Raw genomic sequence first — 21,864 nt, 5'->3', positions numbered from 1 at the left:
CAATCGTCCTTGATTAGGCGCGCAAAACCTCATTGCCGCTCGACGGATCGAGCGCGCCGGCAACCTTCATGCGTGTACTGGCCGGACCGTGGCGGGCCAGGCTGCGGGATGGCTACTCCGCCGCCAGCGACGCCGCCGCCTCGGCGTTTTCCAGTTCGCGGACCAGCGGGATGACATGCTTGCCGAAATACTCGACCTCTTCCTGGAAGTGCAGGAAGCCGAGCAGGATGAGATCGGCGCCGGCGCGCTTCAGGTCGACGATGCGTTGAGCGACCTGCCTGGGGGTGCCGATCAGGTTCGAGCGGAAGCCGTCATTGTACTGGACCAGATCGTCGAAGGAGGATTTCGCCCAATTGCCCTCGCCTTCCGGCGAAGCCTTGCCGGCATTTTTCACCTCATGGCCAAAGGCGTTGACCGCCTCGGGGTTGGCCTTGGCAATGATTTCGGCGAGCACCGCCCTGGCCTCATCCTCTGTCTCGCGGACGACCGCGAAGGCGTTGACGCCAACCTTGACGGAATGGTTATTGGCCTTCGCCTTGGTCCTGAGGTCGTCGACCTGCTTGGCGACCTCGGCCGGCGTGTTGCCATTGGTGAAGTACCAGTCCGAGACCCGCGATGCCATGTCGCGCGCGGCGCGCGACGAGCCGCCCTGGAAGATTTCGGGCAGCGGCTGCGGCGGTTTCGGCTTCAGCGAATATTCGTTGAAGCGGTAGAAATCGCCACGGAAGGTGAAGCTGTCCTCGGTCCATATTCCGCGCAGCGCACGAATGAATTCCTCCGAGCGGCGATAGCGCTCGTCATGGTCGAGCCAATGCTCGCCGATGGCATGGAACTCGCCACGGAACCAGCCGGAGACGAGGTTGATCGCGACGCGGCCATTGGTGAGATAGCTGATGGTGGCGATCTGCTTGGCCGCCAGCGCCGGGTTCCACGGTCCGGGCAGGATCGCCGCGATGACCTTGAGCGTTGTGGTCGCCGCCAGCAGATCATGGCTGAACGCCACCGATTCATGCTGCTCGTCGGCGCCGTAGCCGGCGGTGAAGCGGATCTGGCTGAGTGCGTAATCAAAGCCGGACTTCTCGGCGATCTGCGCCAGCTTGCGATTGTACTCGGCCGAATGGTTGGTGCGCTGCTCGATGTTGGAGATCACAAGGCCGCCCGAAACATTCGGCACCCAGTAAGCAAACTTGATCGAGTCGGTCTCTGCGTGTGCCATGAACTGTCTCCCATTCAGGCCATCTCGTTGATCGATCCGACCGCAGCCGGTTTCGTCGGTATTTATTATGTTTATAGAATCTATATACAAAGAAGGATTTTCCGTTTTTGAGCCCCTCTTGGGACGGAAATACCAATTTTGCTCGGCCAACCCGGTTTGCCGGTGTCAGCTCATGACCGGACCCTGCGCGGCATTGGCGCCGATGGCCTGCGCTGACGGCAGCGTTACCAGCAGCTTGGCAATTTCAACCGCGACCGCCTGGGCATGGCGAGCGACTTCCGGCAGACCCATGAGCTCGCCGAAAGTCCCTCGTGCCAGCGGGCCGGCGACCAGGAGTGTCGCGACCGCCTCACCGTCCCGGCCGATCGCGCGGCTGTCGAGACCTGTCTCGATGCCAAGCCCATATTGGTCCGTCCTGATCAAGCCGGTTTCCGCCAGCGAGCTCAGCGCCGGGTTCAGCTGCAGCGCCTGCCCATGAGCCGGACCGGTGGTGTTGATGACGGCAGCGAAGCGCGCCGCCTCGATCCGGGTCTGCCCGCGCCGTTGAAAGCTGACAGCTAGGCTGCCGTCCTCATCGTTCGACGCGACAAGCCTGGCGGCAATGGTGTCGACTGTACCGGCGGCATGGCGCCGGTCGAGCACGGCGGCGACCTGCGGGGCGATCCTGAAACGATGCACGTCCCAGAACACGCGCAGCTGGCGGACCAGCCTTGCCCGCTCCGGCGGGGCAAGTGCGGCCCACAGCACCGGCCCCTGCAGGCGCAACTGGTCGAAGACCGACTGCCAGTTGACATTGGCCGCTCTTGCCGCTGCCAGCGTCGCGCGAATGGTCCTGAGCAGGCCGAGCGCCGTCGTCGCCGGCGCGGATGCAAAATCGCCAAAAGGCTCGCCCCTGACATCGGGGTGTCCGCGCGAGCGTAAGCCGCGGCGCGACAGCGTGAGGATGCGGCCACGATGGCCACGACGGTCAAGTTCGGCGACCATGTCGGCCGAGGTCAGCCCGGAGCCGACGATCAGCACCGAGGCGTCCGGCCCGATCCCGGCAAGCGCCGCGGCTGCGTATGGGTCGGCGATGAAACCCGGCGCTTCCGTCAGGTGGATCAACGCGGCTGGAATTGCAGGCTGCGGATGCGTTGCTGCTAGAACGACGATGTCGGAGGCGACCGGTCCGGCAGAGGTGTGCACGGTCCAGCCCGCGCCACTGGCATCGCGTGTCACGCGTGTGGCGGAACCTTCAACATGATGGACAAGGCCGGAATTGAGATGCGGCGCCAGATGCTCGGCAACATAGCGACCGAACACGCGCCGGCGCGGAAAAGCGTCGCCGTTCATCCAGATCGCATCCGGGTCGTGTTCGAGTTCTCCGCTGCCAGTCAACCAGCGTGCAAAATGCTGCGGGTCGTCGGGAGCCATGCTCATCCTGACCGCGGGAACATTGACCCGATGAGAGGGTTCCTCGCTGGAATAGGCAAGGCCACCGCCAATCAAGGGTCGCGGCTCGATCACGGAAATGGAAATGCGCTCCGGTCGAGGCATTTGCGCCAGGTGCCACGCCACCGCCGCACCGGAAAAGCCGCCGCCAATAATGGCGACGCGCAACCGCGAGGACGCAGGAAGCAAGTTCACGAGGCGCTGGCGAGCGACTTCGGCCGGTGGTCGCCGGCGATGGTTTCGCCGAACGGACCGGTGTTTACGGACGAGCCGGCTGCCTTGACCGGATGGTCGGTCGGCAGTTTCGGCAGCACCAGCTCGCCGAAGCGATAGGCTTCTTCGAGATGTGGATAGCCGGAAAGGATGAAGGTATCGATGCCGAGGCGCCGGTACTCGTCGATGCGCTCGGCGATCGTGTCGGGATCGCCGACAAGTGCGGTACCTGCGCCGCCGCGCACCAGGCCGACGCCGGCCCAGAGGTTGGGGGCGATCTCGAGCTTGGCGCGATTGCCGCCATGCAATGCGCTCATCCGCGCCTGGCCGACCGAATCCATGCGGGCAAAGACCTTCTGCGCCGAGGCGATCGTCGCGTCGTCGAGCCGGCTTATCAGCCTGTCGGCAGCGGCCCAGGCCTCCTCGGTGGTTTCGCGGGCGATGACATGCAGCCTAATGCCGAAGGAGAGCTTGCGGCCAGCCTTCTGCGCCAGTTCACGCATGCCGTCCAGCTTGCGCTCGACATCGGCTGGCGGCTCTCCCCAGGTCAAATATTTGTCGATCTCCTGCGCCGCCACCACGGACCCAGCGTCGGACGAGCCCCCGAAATACAATGGCGGATATGGCGTCTGCACCGGCGGAAACAGCAGCCGGCCGTCCTCGATGTGGAAATGCTTGCCCTCGTGCCCCACCGTCTCGCCGCTCAGCACCCGCTTGTAGATCTGCAAGAACTCCTGCGTCACCTCATAGCGTTCGGCATGCGACAGGAAGATGCCGTCGCCCTTGTTCTCCAGCGGATCGCCGCCGGTGACGACGTTGATCAGCAGGCGGCCATTGGAGATGCGATCCAGCGTCGCAGTCATGCGCGCGGCCAGCGTCGGCGACTGCAAACCGGGCCGCACGGCGACAAGGAAACGCAAGCGCTCGGTAATCGGCACAAGAGCCGATGCGATCACCCAGGAATCCTCGCACGAGCGGCCGGTCGGCAACAGCACGCCATAGTAGCCGAGCGTGTCGGCCGCCTTCGCCACTTGCGTCAGATACGGCAGATCGACCGATCTGCCACCCTCGGCCGTGCCGAGGTAGCGGCTGTCGCCATGCGTAGGCAGAAACCAGAGCACCTTGATGCGGTCTGGCACGACCCGGCTCATGGCCTTTCTCCCGCTGCCTGGCGAAGGCGGCCGGATATGCCTGCTTTGGTGAGTAGCTGATGCGAAAGAGTGGGCATGGCGTGGTCCTGTCCGGGTGGAAACCAGATCGCCAGTGCAGATTGCTTATTCCACAAACTCTGTAGAGTTAGTTTATTCCAATTCTGTCGCCGCTATTAGAATTTCTCTCTCTGGCAGGGAAAGGGGGCCCGGCCGAATAACCGGGGCGGCCCCCTTCGTATCAGAACGCGGGTTCGACCGCGTTGACGTTGTCCTTGGTGACGACGGTCAGCGGGATGGGCAGCCGGTCCTTGACCTGCTTCCCGTCGATGATCTCGGCCATCGTGTTGATCGCCAGGCGGCCATCCTCGACGGGCGACTGGACGATGGTCGAGTACATCTCATTGGTGCGGATGGATTCGAACGCATCCTTCTGGCCATTGATGCCGACAATCGGCGGTGCGGCCTTGGAGGGGTTGGCCTCCTTCCATGCGTCGATGAAGCCGCGGGCCATCGTGTCGTCATTGGCGTAGACACCGCTGATCTGGTCGCCGAAGCGTGTGATCAGATCGCGGCTGACCACCAGTGCCTTTTGCTGGTCGAAGTCGGCATTGACCGTGTCGAGCACCTTGATGTCGGCATTGGTTTCCTTGAGACGGTCGGTGAAGCCGCTGACACGTCCGATCGTGGTGCCGTTGCCGGCCTGGCCGGCGATGATGACGACGGAGCCCTTGCCGCCGAGCGCCTTGCTCAGCGAGTCCGCCGCCAGCTTGCCTTCCTCATAGACATCAGGCCCGGTGAACGACTTGATGAACGGCTTGGCATCGTCGCTCATCGGCGAATTGATGAGGATCGCCGGAATGTTCGCCTGCTGCGCGCGCGCCAGTCCCGGTATGTAGGCCTGCGGGTCGAGCGGCCACAGGATGATGCCGTCGACCTTGCGCGCAACGCAGGTGTTGAGCTGCTCGGTGCCTTTCTGGACATCAAAATCCTGGCTGAGGCTCAGGATCTCGATGCCGAGTTCCGCGGCGCGCGCCTGAAGCGCCTTGTTGGCCGGCGTCGCATAGGCATGCGAATCCGCTGCCGTCACGTAGCAGACCGTCTTGGCGCTGGCCCAGCCCGTCGATGCCAGCACAGCCGCCATGGCGGCGACGTGAAGCATGCTTTTCTTGCCAATCATGTGTTCCTCCCAATCATGTGGTTCCTCCTTGAGTGATTGGATTGTCGCGAACGAGCGCCGGGCGCGTGCCCGGAGCCCTCCCCTTGGTGGTAACGGCCCGATCGAGCACGACGAGCAGGATCAGGATAAGCCCGGACACGACCTGCTGGACGTATGCGGGAACGGACTGGAACTCCATCGCGATGGTCAGCGAGCCGATTGTCAGCACGCCGCCGAGCGTGCCGAGCGCGGATCCCCTGCCGCCTTCGAGACGAGTTCCGCCGACAACGACCGCGGCAATGACGGCGACCGTCAATTCCGAGCCGAAGACGGGTGAGCCGGTGTTGGTGACGAGGCTCTGGAGAACCCCCGCCAGGCCGGCAAGCGTGCCGGCAAAGACAAAGCCGAGAAAGACGATACGGTCCGAGGCGATACCGCTTTCCTTGGCAGCCGCCGGGTTGGATCCCACCGCAAAGACGTTACGCCCAGGTATGGTGCGCGTCAGCCAGAAATGCAGCAGCACGATCAGGGCGATGAACAGCGCGCTGCGGAGGGTGAAGACATCGAGATAGATCTTGGCCAGCGCCAGGGAAAGCATGATGTCGGTTCCGGTCACCGGCTGGCTGTTGGTGATCCAGTGCGCGAGCGAGCGGAAGATGAGCATCGTCGCGAGCGTCAGCACGAGCGAATTCACCTTCAGGCCGACGACCAGCATGCCGTTGACGGCGCCTGCCAGGGTACCGACCAGGATGCCGACGATCGCGGCAGGGAGGATGCCGATCTCTCGCTGCAGGATGACCGATACGATGCCGGCCAGGGCAAACACCGCGCCACCGGAGAGGTCGATCTGGCCCGATATCAAAAGCACCGTCAGGCCGATCGCGATCAGGCCGATCGTCGCCGCCCGGTCGAGGCCGAGGCCGAGGGTCGATGCCGAGAGGTAGCCGGGGACCACCAGCGCGGAAATGACGAGCGTCAGACCGAGAATGACGATGACGCGATACTGCGAGACAAGCGAAAGAAAACGCATCACGACACGCCCCGCTTGCGCAGCGCCGCATCCATGCCGACGGCGCCGACGATCAGGATGCCGAGCACGAAACCCTGGATCGGCGTGCGCACACCGTCGAGCACCATGACGTTGGTCAGCAGTTGCACGAAGATGAGGCCGGCAACGGCCCGTGGCACCGATCCGAAGCCGCCGACGATCGACACGCCGCCGACCACCACCGCCGTGATGGCACTGAATTCGTAGCCGCCGCCGATGAGCGGCCGCGCGCTCTGCAGCGTCAGCCCGAGCAGGCCGCCGCTGATGCCGGAAGCGAGTGCTGTGATCACGAAGGCGCCAGCCTTCACGGCCTGCACCGGAACCGCACTTGCCTCGGCGGCGCTGTAATTGCCGCCGGTGGCAAGCGTCCATCTGCCCCAGAAGGAGCGGGACAGGACGAAATGGCCGACAAGAGCAATGACCAGGAAGATCAGCACCACGACCGGAATGCCGAACAGCCGGCCCTTGGCGAGTTCGGCGGAGGCGGGATTGCTGCCATAGACGATGACCCCGCCGACAGCCGCCTGGACGATGCCCAGTCCGATCGTGCCAATGCCGAGCGTGGCAATGATTGGATTGATGCCGACATATCCGACCAGGACCCCGTTGAGCAGGCCTATGAGGCCCGCGAGACCAACCGCCAGCACGAAGGCCGGCAGCGGTCCGATCATCGGCTGCAGCCCGAGCGACAGGATGGCGCCGCAGGCGATGGTGGCCGGCACCGACAGGTCGGCCAGGCTGCCGACCACGAGCACGAAGGTCATGCCGACGACGACGATGCCGACGATGGACATCGAGGTCAGGACGTTGAGCAAATTGCCTGATGTGAAGAAGGCGGGGCTGACGAAGGAGCCGTAGAGCATCACGGCGAGGATAGCGAAGGCCAGCCCCGCCTTCGACAGGACATCGACAAGCCTGCTGCCACGCGTAAAGCGGTCGTTGCGGTTCACGCCGCCGATCTCCATGGCAGCTTCGGTCACGCCGTCTCCTCCCCCGTGGCTAGCGCCATGATGCGCTCCTCGCTCAATTCGCTGCGCAGGAGAGGCTCGGAGGCATAGCCATCGCGCATCACCACCACGCGGTCGCAGACGCCGAGGATTTCGGGCAGCTCCGACGAGATCATCACGACCGCCATGCCGCCGGCGACGAGTTGGCCGATGATGTGGTGGATCTCGGCCTTGGCGCCGACGTCGACGCCCCGCGTCGGCTCGTCGAGGATCAAGGCCGAAGGTTTGGCGGCAAGCCATTTGGCGATGACCGCCTTCTGCTGGTTACCGCCCGACAGAAGGCTGATGCGCCGTTCGCCGTCGGGCGGTGAAATCGAAAACTGCTTGACCGAGTCCGCGGCAAGCGAGTGATCGGCGCTGCGGCTGATGCGCCCGAAACGGCTCAGGCGGCGCAGTATGGGCAGGCTGATGTTTTCCCGGATCGACATTCCAGGCACGACGCCGTCGCCCTTGCGATCTTCCGGAACATAGGCAATGCCTGCCCTGACCGCCTGGGATGGCGAGTTGATCGAGACCTCGCGTCCGTTGACGCTGACCGAGCCCTCGACAAGCCGCGACAGGCCGAAGATTGCGCGGGCGACCTCGGTGCGGCCAGCGCCCACCAGCCCCGTCAAGCCCAGTATCTCGCCGGCGCGTACATCGAAGCTGACATTGCGGAAGCGCGTGCCGTCGCTGATGCGTTCGACGCGCAGCACCGACTTGCCGATCTCGGCCGGGCTTTTCGGGAAGACATTGCTGACTTCGCGACCGACCATCAGCCTGATCATGTGAGCGGCATTTATGCCTTCGATCGGACGCGTCTCGATCATTGAGCCGTCGCGCAGCACAGTCACCTCGTCGGCGATTTCGAGCACCTCCTTCAGTCGGTGGCTGATGTAGATGATGGCGATGCCGTCATCGCGCATCTTGCGCAGGATCCGGAACAACGCCGCCGTCTCATGCTCGCTGAGGCTGGATGTCGGTTCGTCCAGGACGATGATCCTGGGCTGCGCCGCGTAGGCCTTGGCGATCTCGACGAGCTGCTGCTGGCTGATCGACAGGTTGCCGAGCCGTTCACGCGGGTTGATGCCGCTCCGAGCTCATCGAGGACGGCGGTCGCAGCCCGGATCATCTCGCCCTTGCGCAGAAAGATCCACTTGCCCGGCATGCGGCCGAGATAGACGTTTTCGGCGACGCTCAGGTCGGCGACCAGATTGATTTCCTGATGCACCATGCGGATGCCGAGCGCCTGGGCGTCGGCGGGCCGGCGCATGCGCACCTCGGCGCCGCCGACCCTGATTGTGCCGCTGCTGGGTGCGTAGGACCCGTTGAGCACTTTCATGAGCGTCGATTTGCCGGCGCCGTTCTCACCCACGACCGCATGAACCGTGCCGAATTTCACGGCGAAATTGACGTTGGACAGAGCCTTCACGCCCGGGAACGTCTTGCTGATGCCTCGCATGTCCAGGGCGCAATCGGCGGCGACAGTCATATCTGGCTAGGTTCCTCCTGGCGGGTGGCCGATCATCCTTGGTATCGGCCGTCGATATGTTAGTATAATAGTCGCTTCAAACGCAATTCGACCCTCTTCGAACTGGCTTGAACGTCCGCGCTTTTGAACACGCGGCTCAGTCCAGGCTCTCGGTTGCGGATTGAATTTCTCGCCGCGGACGATGACTATTGCACTAATATAACAGTTCTGGCAAGCTGGATTCCGGCGGTCGTTATGGACATCAGGTGTCAACCGACCTCACCCTTGCATTGGGTGCATTCTAATTGACATTCTAATATAATCTGACCATTTCTGGTGAACGAAGACACGGATTTGCAATGGACCTGGATCCTTCGACGCTCAATCGGGCTCTTCCGCTCCGCGATCAGATCTATCACAAGATCCGCAACCTGATCGTCGTCGGGCAGTTGAAGCCGGGGGAGGTCATCAACGAGGTCGCCATCGCGGAGGCCCTGGGTGTGTCGCGCACCCCCGTTCGTGAAGCGGTCAAGCGCATCAGCGACGAGGGTCTGGTCAAGATCCTGGCGCAAACGGGCACCTATGTCGCTCCGATCAGCCGGGCCGACCTGGAAGAAGCCTATGTCATCCGGCGGGCACTGGAGATGGAGAGCGCCCGACGCGCGGCCGCCAAGTTCACACCGGCCGCCAGCGAATTGCTGGAAGACAACATGGCGGCGCACCGCCTCGCCATATCGCGAGGCAGATATGCCACCGCGATACAGCTCGACGATGTCTTTCACCGCACCATCGCCGAGATCTGCGGCCTGCCGATGATCTGGAGAGCCGTCGACATCTCAAAGGCACAGATGGATCGCGGCCGCTATCTCGCCATCCCCAAGCCGGGCTATGGCGAACAGACGATCGAGCAGCACGAGGCCATTTTCGACGCGCTGAAGCGCCACGACGCCGAGGGGGCGGCAAGGGCCATGGAACATCATCTCGAGACGTCGTTCCGCAACACGCTCGAAGTCGCCGCCGACCTTCTCGACTGAAACACCGCGAGCCACCGGCATGCAAAGAATGGGACTTTGTATCGGCGTGAAAGCCGAGGCGATCGCGGACTACAAGCGCGTCCACGCCGCCGTCTGGCCGGAAGTGCTCGACGTCATCAGTCGCGCCGACATCCGCAACTATTCGATCTTCCTGCGCGAACCGGAGAACCTTCTGTTCGCCTGCTGGGAGTATCACGGCAGCGACTTCGCCAGGGATGCGGCGCGGATGAGCGAGTCGCCGGCCATGCGCAAATGGTGGGAACTGTGCGACCCCATGCAGACGCCACTGCCGACGCGCGCCGACGGCGAATGGTGGGCGGCCATGGAAGCGGTCTTCCATCTCGATTGACCGTGTCCCGCGTGCGGCGGTCCGTTGTTTCATCCAGCCGTTTGCCGCCCTCAAACTGCGCCGCAAGGCGCACTCATTGCACGCTCACCTAACCGATCCGCCACTACGCCCCTGCAATCCAAGCCTTTCGCAACCGCACCTTGACCACTGACATTCTATTATATTAGTGTTCCAAATCACTTTTGCCTCTCGGCGCTCCTTGTCGGGGGGAGCTTTTTCAGAGTTTGGGTCATGGCACGGTTCATCAAGCTGTCGGATATCGACAACATTCTTCTGGCGGTCGATCCGTTGAAAATCGGCGACAAAGCCGGGGACGTGGCGGCCAGGGCACGCATACCGCGCGGGCACAAAATGGCCTTGCGCGACATCGGCTCGGACGAGCCGATCGTGAAATACGGCCAGACCATCGGGTTTGCGCGGGAACCCATCGTCGCCGGCGACTGGGTTCACGAGCACAATGTGTATCTGCGCAATTTCGAACGCGACTACGTCTTCGGCACCAATACCAGGCAAACCGAGGTCGTTGCCGAGGCCGAGCGCGCTACTTTCATGGGTTACCGCCGGCCGAGCGGCAAGGTGGGCACGCGCAACTTCATTGCCGTCCTGACCTCGGTGAACTGCTCTGCCAGCGTCGCCCGGTTCATCGTCGACGAGGTCAACCGGTCTGGCATCCTGCGCGACTATCCCAATGTCGACGGCATCATCGCACTCGTCCACGGCACTGGCTGCGGCATCGACACCAAGGGCCCCGCTTACGACCTGTTGAAACGGACGCAATGGGGCTTTGCCACCAACCCCAATGTCGGCGGCGTGCTGATGGTCGGACTCGGCTGCGAAGCGTTCCAGATCCCACGCTGGATGCAGTCGTACAACATCGAGGAGAGCACGATTTTCCGCACGATGACCATCCAGGAAACCGGCGGCACGCGAAAGACAGTCGAGGCCGGCGTCAAGGCGATCGTCGACATGCTGCCTACGGTGAACGCCGCCGAAAGGACTCCGCAGCCGGCCTCCGAACTGGTGCTTGCGCTGCAATGCGGCGGATCGGACGGCTATTCCGGCATCAGCGCCAATCCGGCACTGGGTGCTGCGGTGGACCTGCTTGTCGGGCAAGGCGGCACGGCCGTGCTCTCGGAGACGCCCGAGATCTATGGCGCCGAACATCTTCTCGCCTTGCGCGCCGAGAGCCGCGCGGTGGGTGAAAAGCTGATCGAGCGCATCCGCTGGTGGGAGGATTATACCGCCAGGCACGACATGGAGATGAACAACAACCCTTCGCCCGGCAACAAGCTGGGTGGGCTGACGACCATCCTGGAGAAATCGCTCGGCGCCTCCGCCAAGGGCGGCACCACCAATCTGCGCGCGGTGCTGGAATATGCCGAGCCGATCAACGAGCGCGGCCTCGTCTTCATGGATACGCCTGGCTACGATCCGGTCTCGGCCACCGGGCAGGTCGCCGGCGGAGCCAACATATTGTGCTTCACCACCGGCCGCGGTTCGGCCTTCGGCTGCAAGCCGACGCCCTCGATCAAGCTCGCCTCCAACAGCTTCATCTTCGAGCAGATGCGCGAGGACATGGACATCAATTGCGGAGACATACTGGACGGCGTCTCGCTGGCCGAGAAGGGCGAGGAGATCTTCGCCGAGATCCTGCGCGTCGCTTCCGGCGGGCGCACCAGGTCGGAAGCGCTCGGCTATGGCGACAACGAGTTCGTGCCATGGAGCCTCGGCGCGACGATGTAGCGATATCGCCCGCCTGCACAGGCCGGCCTTTATCCCGGAAGTAGCTCAAACGGAAAGAACCGCTCGACATGAACAGGATTGATCTTGACGGCCAGCACGCTGTGGTCACCGGCGGCGCCCAAGGCCTCGGCTTTGCGATGGCCAGACGCTTCGTCGCCTCCGGCGCGACGGTAACCTTGTGGGATCTCGATGAGGCTCGCCTCGAAACCGCCAAGAAGGAACTCGGCAACGCCGCCACGACAGAGATCGTGGACGTCGCCGATTGGGTGTCGGTGGACGCGGCGCGCGCCAGGACCGAAGAGCTGGCCGGCAACATTTCCATTCTGGTCAATTCCGCCGGAATCGCCGGCCCGGCCGTCCCGCTCGACGTCTACGACATCGAGACGTGGAAAAAGGTCATCGACGTCAACGTCAACGGTACGTTCTACGTCAATCGCGCCGTGGTTCCCGGGATGAAGGAGCGCAATTACGGGCGGATCGTCAACATCGCTTCGGTCGCCGGCAAGGAGGGCAACCCCAACGCCTCCGCCTATTCAGCCTCGAAGGCGGCGGTCATCGGCTTGACCAAGTCGCTCGGCAAAGAACTGGCGCAGTACGACATCGCCGTGAACTGCATCTCGCCGGCCACGGCACAGACGCGCATCCTTGAACAACTGACGCCGGAGCATATCGAATATATGCGCTCGCGCATTCCGCGCGGCCGCCTGTTGGAGGTCGATGAGGCCGCTGCCATGGTCGCCTGGCTCGTCTCCAAGGAGAACAGTTTTACAACCGCCTCCACGTTCGACCTGTCGGGTGGGCGGACGACCTATTGAAAGGCAGTTGACGTTCAGCCAGGCAACCGACCGAGACCAATCGCAAAGCGCTCCACCATCGCGAGGCCAGGCTCGCTGGGCCGCATCGCCGGAGCCCGGGCGTGTATCGGGATGCCTGCGCGGGCGCCGAACAGCCGCTTGCCATAGCAGATCAAGTTTTCGATGCCTTGCATGACGAAGACCGCTGCCGGCAACATTCTTGCATATTCAGCCTCGGCCGTGGCTTCGCCTCCGGCGCGGAACGCATGATAGGCGCGCACGGCATAGTCGGCGCAATCCGGCGCCAGGATCATGCCGCGGCAACCGATGCGGAAATTGTCGATCAGTTCCAGGCCGCCACGCCCGTTGAAAACCGGTATCCGGCCATCGGTGCGCTCGATCAGCCCGGCGATGTCGGTAACCGGACCCTCGCCCTTGATCAGCCTAACGTTGGGATACAGCGTGACGAGGTCGCGGATTTCGTCTGATGAAAGGCCGCGCCCGAAAAACGCCGGCGCGTTCTGGATCGCCACCGGCAGATCGGTCGCCTCGGCAACGCGGCCGAAGAACTTGATGTATTCCGGCGCACCATAGGACCCAACCGGCGGCGGCTGCAGGATCACCCAATCCGCTCCCACGCTTTCAGCATGGCGAACCTGTGCGACCTGCTCGGCCACCGAAGCGCCGAAGATGGTGAAAGCGAGTGGCACTTTTCCGTCGGTGTCTTCCGCCGTCCAGTCCATGATCGTCCGGCGCTCGGCCTCGGACAGCTTGGCGACTTCCGTCGCCAAGCCGAGCGCCGCCATGCCGTGCACGCCGCTCGCCAGGCAGATCTCGACCTGCCTGCGCATCGCCGCGCGGTCGAGTTTTTCGTTCTCATCAAAGAGCGCGTAGAGAATGGCGTGAATGCCGTGGAAATCATAAGGTTTGAATTTTGTCACGCGGACCTCAATGGCTTTCGCGTTGAATGGCGTGGCCACGGCATCCGACGAGAAAATCGAGGTCGGCGCCGCGATCCGCCTGCAGCACATGGTCGACGTAAAGACCCTGATAGCCGCCGCGCATAGCCGGCTGCGGCGGAGCCCAGGATGTCCGCCGCTTTGCGAGTTCCTGTTCTGACACGTCGAGATGCAGCTTCCTTGCTTCGACATCGAGCTCGATCATGTCGCCGCTCCTCACCAGCGCCAGCGGGCCGCCGACAGCGGCTTCGGGTGCGGCATGCAGCACGACGGTGCCGAAGGCGGTGCCCGACATGCGGGCATCGGAGATACGGATCATGTCGCGGACGCCTTGCTTCAACAGCTTCTGAGGCAGCGCCATGTTGCCGACCTCGGCCATTCCCGGATAGCCCTTGGGGCCGCAATTCTTCAGCACCATGATCGAGCCCTCGTCGATGTCCAGCAAGGGATCGTCGATGCGCGCCTTGTAGTCGTCAATGTCCTCGAAGACGACGGCGCGGCCGCGATGCTTCATGAGAGCTGGCGACGCGGCTGACGGTTTGATGATGGCGCCGTCGGGCGCCAGATTGCCGCGCAGCACCGCGATGCCGCCGTGCGATGTCAGCGCCTTGTCGCGCGGGCGGATCACCTCCGGATTGTAGTTTTGGGCGTCAGTGATGTTCTCGCGCACGCTCTTGCCGGTGACGGTCAGCGCATCGAGATCGAGCATGTCGGCGATCTCTTTCATGACGGCCGGAATACCGCCGGCGTAGCAGAAATCCTCCATCAGGAAACGGCCTGACGGCATCAGGTCGAGGATGGTCGGCACGTCGCGGCCATATCGATCCCAATCATCCAGGGTCAGCTCGGTGCCGACGCGGCCGGCGATGGCCAGGAGATGCACGACCGCATTGGTGGAGCCGCCGATCGCGCCATTGACGCGGATGGCGTTGGCGAAAGCTTTTCTCGTGAGGATAGCCGACGGGCGCAGATCCTCATTGACCATCACGACGATGCGCCGCCCCGTCATGCGGGCGATGCGGCTGCGGCGCGCGTCGACCGCCGGATAGGCAGCGTTACCGGGCAGCGCCAGGCCGAGCGACTCGACCATGGAAGCCATGGTCGAGGCCGTGCCCATGGTCATGCAGTGACCGGGCGAGCGCGACATGGCGCTCTCGGCATTGGCGAAATCCTGCTCGCTCATCACACCGGCGCGAACGTCTTCCGAAAATTTCCACACATCGGTGCCGGAACCGATTTCGTGGCCCTGGAAGCGGCCATTAAGCATCGGCCCGCCGGAGATGGCGATCGACGGCAGGTCGCAGGAGGCCGCGCCCATGACCAGCGACGGTGTGGTCTTGTCACAGCCGGCCATCAGCACGACGCCGTCCATCGGGTTGCCGCGGATCGCCTCCTCGACATCCATCGAGGCGAGGTTGCGAAACAGCATCGCCGTCGGCCGCAGATTGGACTCGCCGCAAGAGAAGACCGGGAATTCGAGCGGCAGGCCGCCGGCTTCCAGCACGCCGGCCTTGATGTGCTCGATCAGAGCACGGAAATGCACGTGGCAAGGCGTGAATTCGGAGAATGTGTTGCAGATGCCGATCACCGGACGGCCGTCGAAGGCATCGTCGGGCAGGCCGTTGTTCTTCATCCAGCTGCGGTGGATGAAGGCATCCTTGCCCAGCCCGCCGAACCAATGCTGCGATCGTCTCTTGGTCATGGTCTTTCCGGCGTTCAGGCGGGATGCTGCAGCTGGCTCAGCCCGCCATCGACGACGAGCGTCGCCGCGTTCATGAACGGGCATTCGTCGGAGATCATGAACACCGCAGCCCGCGCGATCTCGCGCGCCGTGGCGATGCGGCCGCCGGGATGCAGCGCCATGGTGTTGGCGCGTGCTGCGGCCGGATCGGCAAAGCTGTTCCAGTAGTCGATCGCCTTCTGCGTCTCGACATAGCCCGGCGCCAGCGCGTTCACGCGCACGCCTTGCGCCGCATATTCGAGCGCCAGCGATTTGGTCAGGCCGAGCAGCGCGTGCTTGGCGACGGGATAGGGGAAGGTGTGCGGAATGATGGTGAAGCTGTGCGTCGAGGCGATGTTGAGGATGGCGCCGCCGCCGCTTGTAATCATGCCCGGCAGCACAGCCTTGCTGCAATTCCAGGCGCCCTTGACGTTGACGTCGAAATTGCGGTTCCACTCTTCCTCGGTCGCCTTGAGCGGCGTCGAGAACACATTGACCCCGGCATTGTTGATCAGCGCGTTGATGTGGCCGATTTCGTCGGTCGCTTGGCCGACGGCAGTGGCAATCGCGGCTCCGTCGCTGATGTCGGCTGCCGCATGCCCGACATGGCCGTGCGGCGCGGCAAGGCCGGCGACGGCCTTGTCCAGCAGTGCGCCGTCGCGGTCGACGAGGAACAGTCTTGCGCCTTCGGCAAGGCAGGCCTCGGCGATGGCCAGCCCGATGCCTTGCGCGGCACCCGTCAGGAAGATGCGTTTGCCGGAAAGGCGCACAGCCATTTTTTGTTCCTCCAGCCTATCGCCGACCCAGTGCCGATGAGCGCAGATTGTCGAGCAGCACGGCCAGCAGCAAAATAACGCCGCGCACGATGTACTGGTAGAAGGCCGGTATGTTGAGCAGGTTCATGGCGTTCTCGGCGATGCCCATGATCAGCACGCCGACGATGACGCCCGACATGGTGGCGCGGCCGCCGGCGAGCGAGACGCCGCCGAGCACGCAGGCCGAGATGACCGAAAGCTCCAAGCCCACCGCCGCGTTGGGCTGGCCCGAGGTGATGCGCGACGCCAGCAGGATGCCGGCGATACCGCAGACGACGCCCTGCAACGCGAATATCCAGATGCGCGTCCAGTCGACATTGACACCGGCAAGCCGCGAGGCCTCAGGATTGCCGCCGATGGCCAGCGTGTTCTTGCCAAAGACGGTGCGGTTGAGCACGAAACCGAAAATGCAAAACAGGATGGCAAGCACCCAGACCGGCGTCGGTATGCCGAGCAGTTTCGAGAGCGCCAGCTGATAGAAATCCGAGCTGTTGATGCCGACGGCGCGGCCGTCGGACGCGATCAGCGCAAAGCCGCGCACGATCTGCATGGTGGCCAGCGTCGTGATCAGCGCGTTGATGCGAAATTTGGCGATGACAACGCCGTTGATGAAGCCGACGAAACCACCGCAGGCGATTGCCGCCAGCAGGCCAAGCAGGATCGAGCCAGTGTAATTCGACGCCATCACAGCGACCATGCCGGCAAAGGCGACGATCGAACCGACCGACAGGTCGAAGTCGCGCGCGGCGAGGCAGAACATCATGGTGCAGGCGACGATGCCGACGGTGACCACCGACTGCAGCAGGCCGAGCATGTTGCGGTCGGTAAGGAAGTTCGGCACCAGAGCCGACACCAGCGCGAAGGCGACGACAAAGATGACGACGAGGCCCTGTTCGCCGAGCAGGATTTTTTTCAACTGGTCGGTCATGCCAAAGTCCTCAGGATGCGATCGCGTCGGGGGTTTTCTGATCGGGGAGAGCGGCGGCCAGGATCGCCCTTTCGGCGAACTGGTCGCGGGTGAGTTCGGCGCTGACGCGGCCACCGCACATCACCAGAATACGGTCGCAGATGCCCATCACTTCCGGCAGTTCGGACGAGACGACGACGATCGCCATGCCGTCCTGCGCAAGCTGGTAGAGCAATTCGTAGATTTCCGATTTGGCGCCGACATCGATGCCGCGCGTCGGTTCGTCGACGATGAGAACCCGCACCCCTTGTTCGGACAGCCAGCGGCCAAGGATGACCTTCTGCTGGTTGCCGCCGGAGAGATTGATGATGTCCTGCTTGCGCGACGGCGTGCGCACCTTGAGCTTCTTGATGAAGGTTTCGGCGGTGGCGATCTCGCTGGCGCGGTTGAGCACGCCGAAGCGCGTGTGATGGCGCCGCGACGAGATGTTGATGTTCTCCTCGACCGAGCGGCCCTGGATGATGCCGTCATGCTTGCGATCCTCCGAGCACAGCACGATGCCGGCCCGGATCGTGCCACGCGGATCGGCGGCACGGACCAGCTTGCCGTCGACGGTGATGCTACCGCCCGAGCGCGGATCGGCGCCATAGACCAGCCGCATCAGTTCCGAGCGCCCGGCGCCGATCAGGCCGAAGAAGCCGACGATCTCGCCTGCCCTCGCCTCGAAACTGGCCGGCGTCTTCAGTTTGGGGCCGCTGAGAGCGTCGACCTTCAGGCGGACATCGCCCGTTTTTCGTGCGCGAAAACCCCAGATATCCGAAATCTCGCGGCCGACCATCTCGGCGACGACCTGGTCGCGGGTGACGCCTTTCAGCGACGCATGGTGCGCCGCGAGCTTGCCGTCGCGCAGCACGGTCAGGCTGTCGCAGAGCCGGAACACTTCGTCGAGCCTGTGCGAGACATAGATGATGACCTTGCCTTCGCCGCGCAGGCGGTCGATCAGGGCAAACAGGATTTCGCTTTCGCGCGAGGAAAGCGACGAGGTCGGTTCGTCCAGCGCGATAACGCGTGCGTCGAGCATGACCGCCTTGGCGATCTCGACCATCTGGCGTTCGCCGATCGACAGCGTCTTGACCTTGCGGCGCATGTCGATGTCGATACCGGCCGATTTCAGCTTGGCGCCGACGTCGTCCAGCATCCGGCGGCCGGCGATGATGCCGGCGTTGGCGGGGAAACGACCGAGGCTGAGGTTTTCGGCAACGGTGAGTTCAGGAACGAGTTGCAGTTCCTGATGAATGACAATGACGCCATTGTCGAAGGCATCCCGGGTCGAGGTATAGGCCTGAACCCTACCGTCAATGCGGATCTCGCCCTGATCGGCATGCTGGTCACCGGACAGTATCTTGATCAGGGTGGATTTGCCGGCGCCGTTCTCGCCCATCAAACCATGCACGGCGCCTTTGTCGACACCGAACGAGACGTCCGACAGCGCCTTGACGCCCGGATAGGTCTTGGTGATGTGCGAGAAGTCGAGAAAGGACACGGGCAGCGATCCTCTTATGGAATGGCAAACAGGCGGCGGGATGAGCCGCCGCCTGTCTGTACAGGGAGGATTATTCGATGCCGAGACCCTGGCGGACCTTCTGGTAGTCGTCGCGCTTGGCGAGTGCACCCGAGGTCAGGATCAGCTTCTCCGGCTCCTTGTTGTTGGCAACCCAGTCATACATGTTGAGCGCCGTCTCGTAGCCATGACGCTTCGGCGAGATGATCACGGTGCCGACGAAGCCGGTGGCCGTCGGCTTCTTAAACTCGTTGATCGCCGAATCCGCGCCGCCAATGCCAACACCGATCATGGCGTCCGCCGGAATGCCAACGCTTTCGGCTGCACGCACGGCGCCGAGCACCGCTTCGTCGTTGAGGCCGAAGGAAACCCACTTCTTGATGTCGGCATGGGCGTTGAGCACGACCGTCGCCGCATTGAGGGCAGCTTCCGTGTCGGTCTTGGCCTGCGGGGCGTCAAAAATGTTCTCGGCCTTGAAGCCGTTTGCCTTCAGCACCGAGATGGCACCTTCGACGCGATCGACCGCCGTCGGCAGCTGGTCGTAGGAGACGCGGATGGCGCCAACCTCGTCGGCTTTCCAGCCGCGCGCCTTCATTTCGTCGACGATCGCCTGGCCGACGGCTTCGCCGATCTTGGTGGCCGAAATGCCCATATGCGGGACGTCTTCCAGCGCCTTGCCGTCGGCGCCGACCAGACGGTCGTCGACAGTCATCAGCTTGAGATTGTTGGCGGCGGCCTTGGCGACGATGCCGGGGCCAAGCTTCACGTCCGGTGTGCAGACGATGAAGCCCTGGGCGCCCTGGGCGCCGAGATTGTCGATCGCCGACATCAGCTTCTCACCGTCCTCGGCGCCGATCTTGACCAGGGTAAAGCCCTTCTCCTTGGCGGCCTGGTCGGCGAACTTCCATTCGTCCTGGAACCACGGCTCCTCGGGCTGCTTGACGATGAAACCGATCTTGGTGTCCTGAGCATATGCAGCGATGGTCGTGACGGACAGCACGGCAAGCGCGCCCGCGACGAGCGCGGTCTTCAAAAGTCGCATGATTACCTCCCAGCGATAGACCGGGCGCTCAGCCCGGATGCCGGAGTGTCTAATCGTTTTTATCATACTCGTCAATTGATCTGGTATGATAATTAATGTACATGCTCTGACCAGCAATCGCTGGCGCAATCAGTCCGCATCCGTTAATGGCGGATCGGTTGTGCGAAACCAGCGGTTCGCCGCCTTGGAGGAGGGCTGAGGTGACCGGGACTTTGAAGAAACCGCAAGGCGACACAGCCACTCGCCGCCCGCGCGTCATGCCCGATGTGACCAAGGCAATGGCCTCAGACATCTTTTCCGGGCGCTACCCGGCCGGATCCTCCTTGCCGACCGAAAACGAACTCGGCGTCGAATATGGTGTCAGCCGCACTGTCATCCGCGAGGCCCTGAAAGTGTTGGCGGCAAAGGGGCTGGTGCTGTCGCGGCCGCGCGTCGGCACGATCGTCTGCAACGAGGACGACTGGAACATCATCGACCCACAGGTGCTGGCCTGGCACGCGCCGCATGCACTGGACGACAAGCTGTTCGACGCCATCCTCGAAACGCGCCGCGCCATCGAACCGCTGGTCGCCGAACTGGCGGCCACGCGCGCAACGCTGCAGGAAATAGCCGATCTCGAAGCGGCATGGCGCGGCATGGCCGGCGCCGGCGAGGATCTCGCCGCCTTCTCGCGCAGCGACATCGCTTTCCACCAGATCGTCTATGCCGCGAGCCATAACCCGATCTTTCGCCAGATCGGCAATCTCATCGACACCGGGCTGAAATTCTCGCTCGAGGCGACGGCGGTGATTTCGCTCGACCGGCGCATGGAGGCCGTGGCGGCGCACCGCGAGGTGGTCGAGGCGCTGCGCATGCGCGACGCCGAGGCGGCGCGTGGGGCCGCAAACAAGATCCTCGACCTTGCGGCGCGCGACCTCGTCAGCGCCAAGAAACTCAAGAGCAACTGAGATTGCGCATGAAAATCATCTCGCTCACCACCTACATCGTTCCGCCGCGCTGGCTGTTCCTGAAGATCGAGACCGATGCCGGCGTCACCGGCTGGGGCGAGCCGGTCGTCGAGGGCCGGGCTCTGACCGTCGAGGCAGCGGTCAAGGAGCTTGGCGATTACCTCATCGGCAAGGATCCCCGCCTGATCGAGGACCACTGGACGGTGATGCACCGCGGCGGCTTCTACCGTGGCGGGCCGATCCTGATGAGCGCCATTGCGGGGATCGACCAGGCACTGTGGGATATCAAGGGCAAGGCGCTCGGCGTTCCCGTGCATGAGTTGCTCGGTGGCAAGCTGCGCGACACGATCAAGGTCTATTCTTGGATCGGCGGCGACCGGCCGGCCGAAGTGGCCGCTGGTGCCCGGGAAATGGTTGCGCGCGGCTTCCTGGCGCTCAAGATGAACGGCACTGAAGAACTGCAGATCGTCGACAGCCACGACAAGATCGACGCCGCTGTCGAACGCGTCGCCATGGTGCGCGAGGCCGTCGGACCCAACATCGGCATCGCCGTCGATTTTCATGGCCGCGTGCACCGGCCGATGGCGCGTGCCCTGGTCAAGGAACTCGAACCCTATAGGCTGATGTTCATCGAGGAGCCGGTGCTCAGCGAAAACCGCGAGGCGCTGAAGGAGATCGCCGCGCTCGGCTCGACGCCGATCGCGCTCGGCGAGCGGCTCTACAGCCGCTGGGACTTCAAATCCGTGTTCAAGGAAGGCGTCGTCGACATCATCCAGCCTGATCTGTCGCATGCCGGTGGCATCACCGAATGCCGCAAGATCGCGGCGATGGCGGAAGCCTATGACGTCGCGGTGGCGCCGCACTGCCCGCTCGGGCCGATCGCGCTTGCCGCGTGCCTGCAGCTCGACGCGGTCAGCTACAACTGCTTCATCCAGGAGCAGAGCCTCGGCATCCACTACAACGCCGCCAACGACCTGCTCGACTATGCCGCCAACAAGGATGTCTTCCGCTACGAGGATGGTTATGTCGCCATTCCCGACGGCCCGGGCCTGGGTGTCGAGATCGACGAGGAGTATGTCAAGGAACGCGCCAAGGAAGGCCACCGCTGGCGCAACCCTGTCTGGCGCCACAAAGACGGCTCCTTCGCCGAGTGGTGATCGGGCCGGCTTCCAGTCTCTAGAGCGATTCCTATTTTGAGAGAATCGTAGGATTCCCAAAGCCGGATGTTGTGATTCAAGATGCTGGCTGGATTGGAGGCCAGCATCTGATGACGCGAGCGCTTTCAAATGATCTTCGTGAGCGTGCAGTAGCGGCGGTTGGC

At 63.4% G+C, this 21,864-nt stretch carries 19 protein-coding genes and 1 pseudogene; 6 read left to right on the top strand and 14 right to left on the bottom strand.

Annotation, left to right across the window (positions count from 1 at the left end):
• Positions 1 to 112 precede the first annotated feature (112 nt).
• From sfnG to NKJ11_RS21890, 8 genes and pseudogenes are all read right to left on the bottom strand, one after another.
• Complete coding sequence (sfnG, locus tag NKJ11_RS21925; protein WP_352794261.1) at positions 113 to 1,216, bottom strand: dimethylsulfone monooxygenase SfnG; 1,104 nt, start codon at positions 1,214 to 1,216, stop codon at positions 113 to 115.
• A 165-nt stretch (positions 1,217 to 1,381) separates the two neighbouring features.
• Positions 1,382 to 2,842: an FAD/NAD(P)-binding protein gene (locus NKJ11_RS21920; protein ID WP_128302821.1), complete on the bottom strand. Its 1,461-nt coding sequence runs from the start codon at positions 2,840 to 2,842 to the stop codon at positions 1,382 to 1,384.
• A complete protein-coding gene (ssuD, locus tag NKJ11_RS21915; RefSeq protein WP_128302820.1) occupies positions 2,839 to 4,011 on the bottom strand; it encodes an FMNH2-dependent alkanesulfonate monooxygenase in 1,173 nt (390 codons plus the stop codon). Before ssuD ends, NKJ11_RS21920 begins: the two co-directional genes overlap by 4 nt.
• Positions 4,012 to 4,249: 238 nt before the next feature.
• The gene (locus tag NKJ11_RS21910; RefSeq protein ID WP_128302819.1) at positions 4,250 to 5,188 is read right to left on the bottom strand and encodes a sugar ABC transporter substrate-binding protein; all 939 of its coding nucleotides are present in this window, start codon (positions 5,186 to 5,188) and stop codon (positions 4,250 to 4,252) included.
• Positions 5,189 to 5,201: 13 nt separating this feature from the next.
• Positions 5,202 to 6,197 (bottom strand): ABC transporter permease, encoded by a 996-nt coding sequence (locus NKJ11_RS21905; RefSeq protein ID WP_127322263.1) that lies wholly within the window; start codon positions 6,195 to 6,197, stop codon positions 5,202 to 5,204.
• The gene (locus tag NKJ11_RS21900) at positions 6,197 to 7,195 is read right to left on the bottom strand and encodes an ABC transporter permease (RefSeq protein ID WP_352794260.1); all 999 of its coding nucleotides are present in this window, start codon (positions 7,193 to 7,195) and stop codon (positions 6,197 to 6,199) included. The genes NKJ11_RS21905 and NKJ11_RS21900 overlap by 1 nt, the downstream gene beginning before the upstream one ends.
• A complete protein-coding gene (locus NKJ11_RS21895; protein ID WP_352794259.1) occupies positions 7,192 to 8,148 on the bottom strand; it encodes a sugar ABC transporter ATP-binding protein in 957 nt (318 codons plus the stop codon). Before NKJ11_RS21895 ends, NKJ11_RS21900 begins: the two co-directional genes overlap by 4 nt.
• Positions 8,149 to 8,345: 197 nt before the next feature.
• Positions 8,346 to 8,663 (bottom strand): annotated as a pseudogene (locus NKJ11_RS21890) (ATP-binding cassette domain-containing protein); the annotation flags it as partial.
• A gap of 368 nt (positions 8,664 to 9,031) precedes the next feature.
• Between NKJ11_RS21890 and NKJ11_RS21885 the strand changes: the two are divergent.
• From NKJ11_RS21885 to NKJ11_RS21870, 4 genes are all read left to right on the top strand, one after another.
• Positions 9,032 to 9,706 (top strand): GntR family transcriptional regulator, encoded by a 675-nt coding sequence (locus NKJ11_RS21885; RefSeq protein WP_128302817.1) that lies wholly within the window; start codon positions 9,032 to 9,034, stop codon positions 9,704 to 9,706.
• Positions 9,707 to 9,725: 19 nt separating this feature from the next.
• Entirely contained in the window at positions 9,726 to 10,055 is a 330-nt protein-coding gene (locus NKJ11_RS21880) for an L-rhamnose mutarotase (RefSeq protein WP_128302816.1), read from the top strand.
• Positions 10,056 to 10,286: 231 nt separating this feature from the next.
• Positions 10,287 to 11,798, top strand: a complete 1,512-nt coding sequence (locus tag NKJ11_RS21875) for a UxaA family hydrolase (protein WP_128302815.1) — start codon at positions 10,287 to 10,289, stop codon at positions 11,796 to 11,798.
• Between the two features lie 68 nt (positions 11,799 to 11,866).
• Positions 11,867 to 12,613, top strand: coding sequence for an SDR family NAD(P)-dependent oxidoreductase (locus NKJ11_RS21870; RefSeq protein ID WP_128302814.1), 747 nt, complete (start codon positions 11,867 to 11,869; stop codon positions 12,611 to 12,613).
• Positions 12,614 to 12,627: 14 nt separating this feature from the next.
• Here the strand turns inward: NKJ11_RS21870 and NKJ11_RS21865 are convergent, their stop codons facing one another.
• From NKJ11_RS21865 to NKJ11_RS21840, 6 genes are all read right to left on the bottom strand, one after another.
• Entirely contained in the window at positions 12,628 to 13,533 is a 906-nt protein-coding gene (locus tag NKJ11_RS21865) for a dihydrodipicolinate synthase family protein (RefSeq protein WP_128302813.1), read from the bottom strand.
• Positions 13,534 to 13,540: 7 nt separating this feature from the next.
• A complete protein-coding gene (gene araD / locus NKJ11_RS21860; RefSeq protein WP_128302812.1) occupies positions 13,541 to 15,253 on the bottom strand; it encodes an L-arabinonate dehydratase in 1,713 nt (570 codons plus the stop codon).
• 14 nt (positions 15,254 to 15,267) lie between these two features.
• Positions 15,268 to 16,047, bottom strand: coding sequence for an SDR family oxidoreductase (locus NKJ11_RS21855; protein WP_352794258.1), 780 nt, complete (start codon positions 16,045 to 16,047; stop codon positions 15,268 to 15,270).
• Positions 16,048 to 16,063: 16 nt separating this feature from the next.
• A complete protein-coding gene (gene araH, locus NKJ11_RS21850; protein WP_352673256.1) occupies positions 16,064 to 17,014 on the bottom strand; it encodes an L-arabinose ABC transporter permease AraH in 951 nt (316 codons plus the stop codon).
• 10 nt (positions 17,015 to 17,024) lie between these two features.
• The gene (gene araG / locus NKJ11_RS21845) at positions 17,025 to 18,536 is read right to left on the bottom strand and encodes an L-arabinose ABC transporter ATP-binding protein AraG (protein ID WP_352439793.1); all 1,512 of its coding nucleotides are present in this window, start codon (positions 18,534 to 18,536) and stop codon (positions 17,025 to 17,027) included.
• Between the two features lie 70 nt (positions 18,537 to 18,606).
• Entirely contained in the window at positions 18,607 to 19,596 is a 990-nt protein-coding gene (locus NKJ11_RS21840) for an arabinose ABC transporter substrate-binding protein (RefSeq protein ID WP_224698169.1), read from the bottom strand.
• 200 nt (positions 19,597 to 19,796) lie between these two features.
• On the opposite strand from NKJ11_RS21840, the gene NKJ11_RS21835 reads away from it, so the two are divergent.
• Entirely contained in the window at positions 19,797 to 20,543 is a 747-nt protein-coding gene (locus NKJ11_RS21835; RefSeq protein ID WP_128302809.1) for a FadR/GntR family transcriptional regulator, read from the top strand.
• Positions 20,544 to 20,551: 8 nt separating this feature from the next.
• Positions 20,552 to 21,700: a galactonate dehydratase gene (gene dgoD / locus NKJ11_RS21830; RefSeq protein ID WP_128302808.1), complete on the top strand. Its 1,149-nt coding sequence runs from the start codon at positions 20,552 to 20,554 to the stop codon at positions 21,698 to 21,700.
• Positions 21,701 to 21,864 lie beyond the last annotated feature (164 nt).

It is taken from the genome of Mesorhizobium sp. M0243, from assembly GCF_040321775.1.
Lineage (GTDB): Bacteria > Pseudomonadota > Alphaproteobacteria > Rhizobiales > Rhizobiaceae > Mesorhizobium.
This window is presented reverse-complemented; position numbering and strand designations above follow the sequence as displayed.

Bases quoted from the DNA above. Each gene is read 5' to 3' on its own strand.
- NKJ11_RS21855 (WP_352794258.1), bottom strand. From the start codon at position 16,047: ATGGCTGTGCGCCTTTCCGGCAAACGCATCTTCCTGACGGGTGCCGCG.
- dgoD (WP_128302808.1), top strand. From the start codon at position 20,552: ATGAAAATCATCTCGCTCACCACCTACATCGTTCCGCCGCGCTGGCTG.
- sfnG (WP_352794261.1), bottom strand. From the start codon at position 1,216: ATGGCACACGCAGAGACCGACTCGATCAAGTTTGCTTACTGGGTGCCG.
- NKJ11_RS21840 (WP_224698169.1), bottom strand. From the start codon at position 19,596: ATGCGACTTTTGAAGACCGCGCTCGTCGCGGGCGCGCTTGCCGTGCTG.
- NKJ11_RS21885 (WP_128302817.1), top strand. From the start codon at position 9,032: ATGGACCTGGATCCTTCGACGCTCAATCGGGCTCTTCCGCTCCGCGAT.
- NKJ11_RS21910 (WP_128302819.1), bottom strand. From the start codon at position 5,188: ATGATTGGCAAGAAAAGCATGCTTCACGTCGCCGCCATGGCGGCTGTG.
- NKJ11_RS21870 (WP_128302814.1), top strand. From the start codon at position 11,867: ATGAACAGGATTGATCTTGACGGCCAGCACGCTGTGGTCACCGGCGGC.
- NKJ11_RS21875 (WP_128302815.1), top strand. From the start codon at position 10,287: ATGGCACGGTTCATCAAGCTGTCGGATATCGACAACATTCTTCTGGCG.
- araH (WP_352673256.1), bottom strand. From the start codon at position 17,014: ATGACCGACCAGTTGAAAAAAATCCTGCTCGGCGAACAGGGCCTCGTC.
- araD (WP_128302812.1), bottom strand. From the start codon at position 15,253: ATGACCAAGAGACGATCGCAGCATTGGTTCGGCGGGCTGGGCAAGGAT.
- NKJ11_RS21880 (WP_128302816.1), top strand. From the start codon at position 9,726: ATGCAAAGAATGGGACTTTGTATCGGCGTGAAAGCCGAGGCGATCGCG.
- ssuD (WP_128302820.1), bottom strand. From the start codon at position 4,011: ATGAGCCGGGTCGTGCCAGACCGCATCAAGGTGCTCTGGTTTCTGCCT.
- NKJ11_RS21905 (WP_127322263.1), bottom strand. From the start codon at position 6,197: ATGCGTTTTCTTTCGCTTGTCTCGCAGTATCGCGTCATCGTCATTCTC.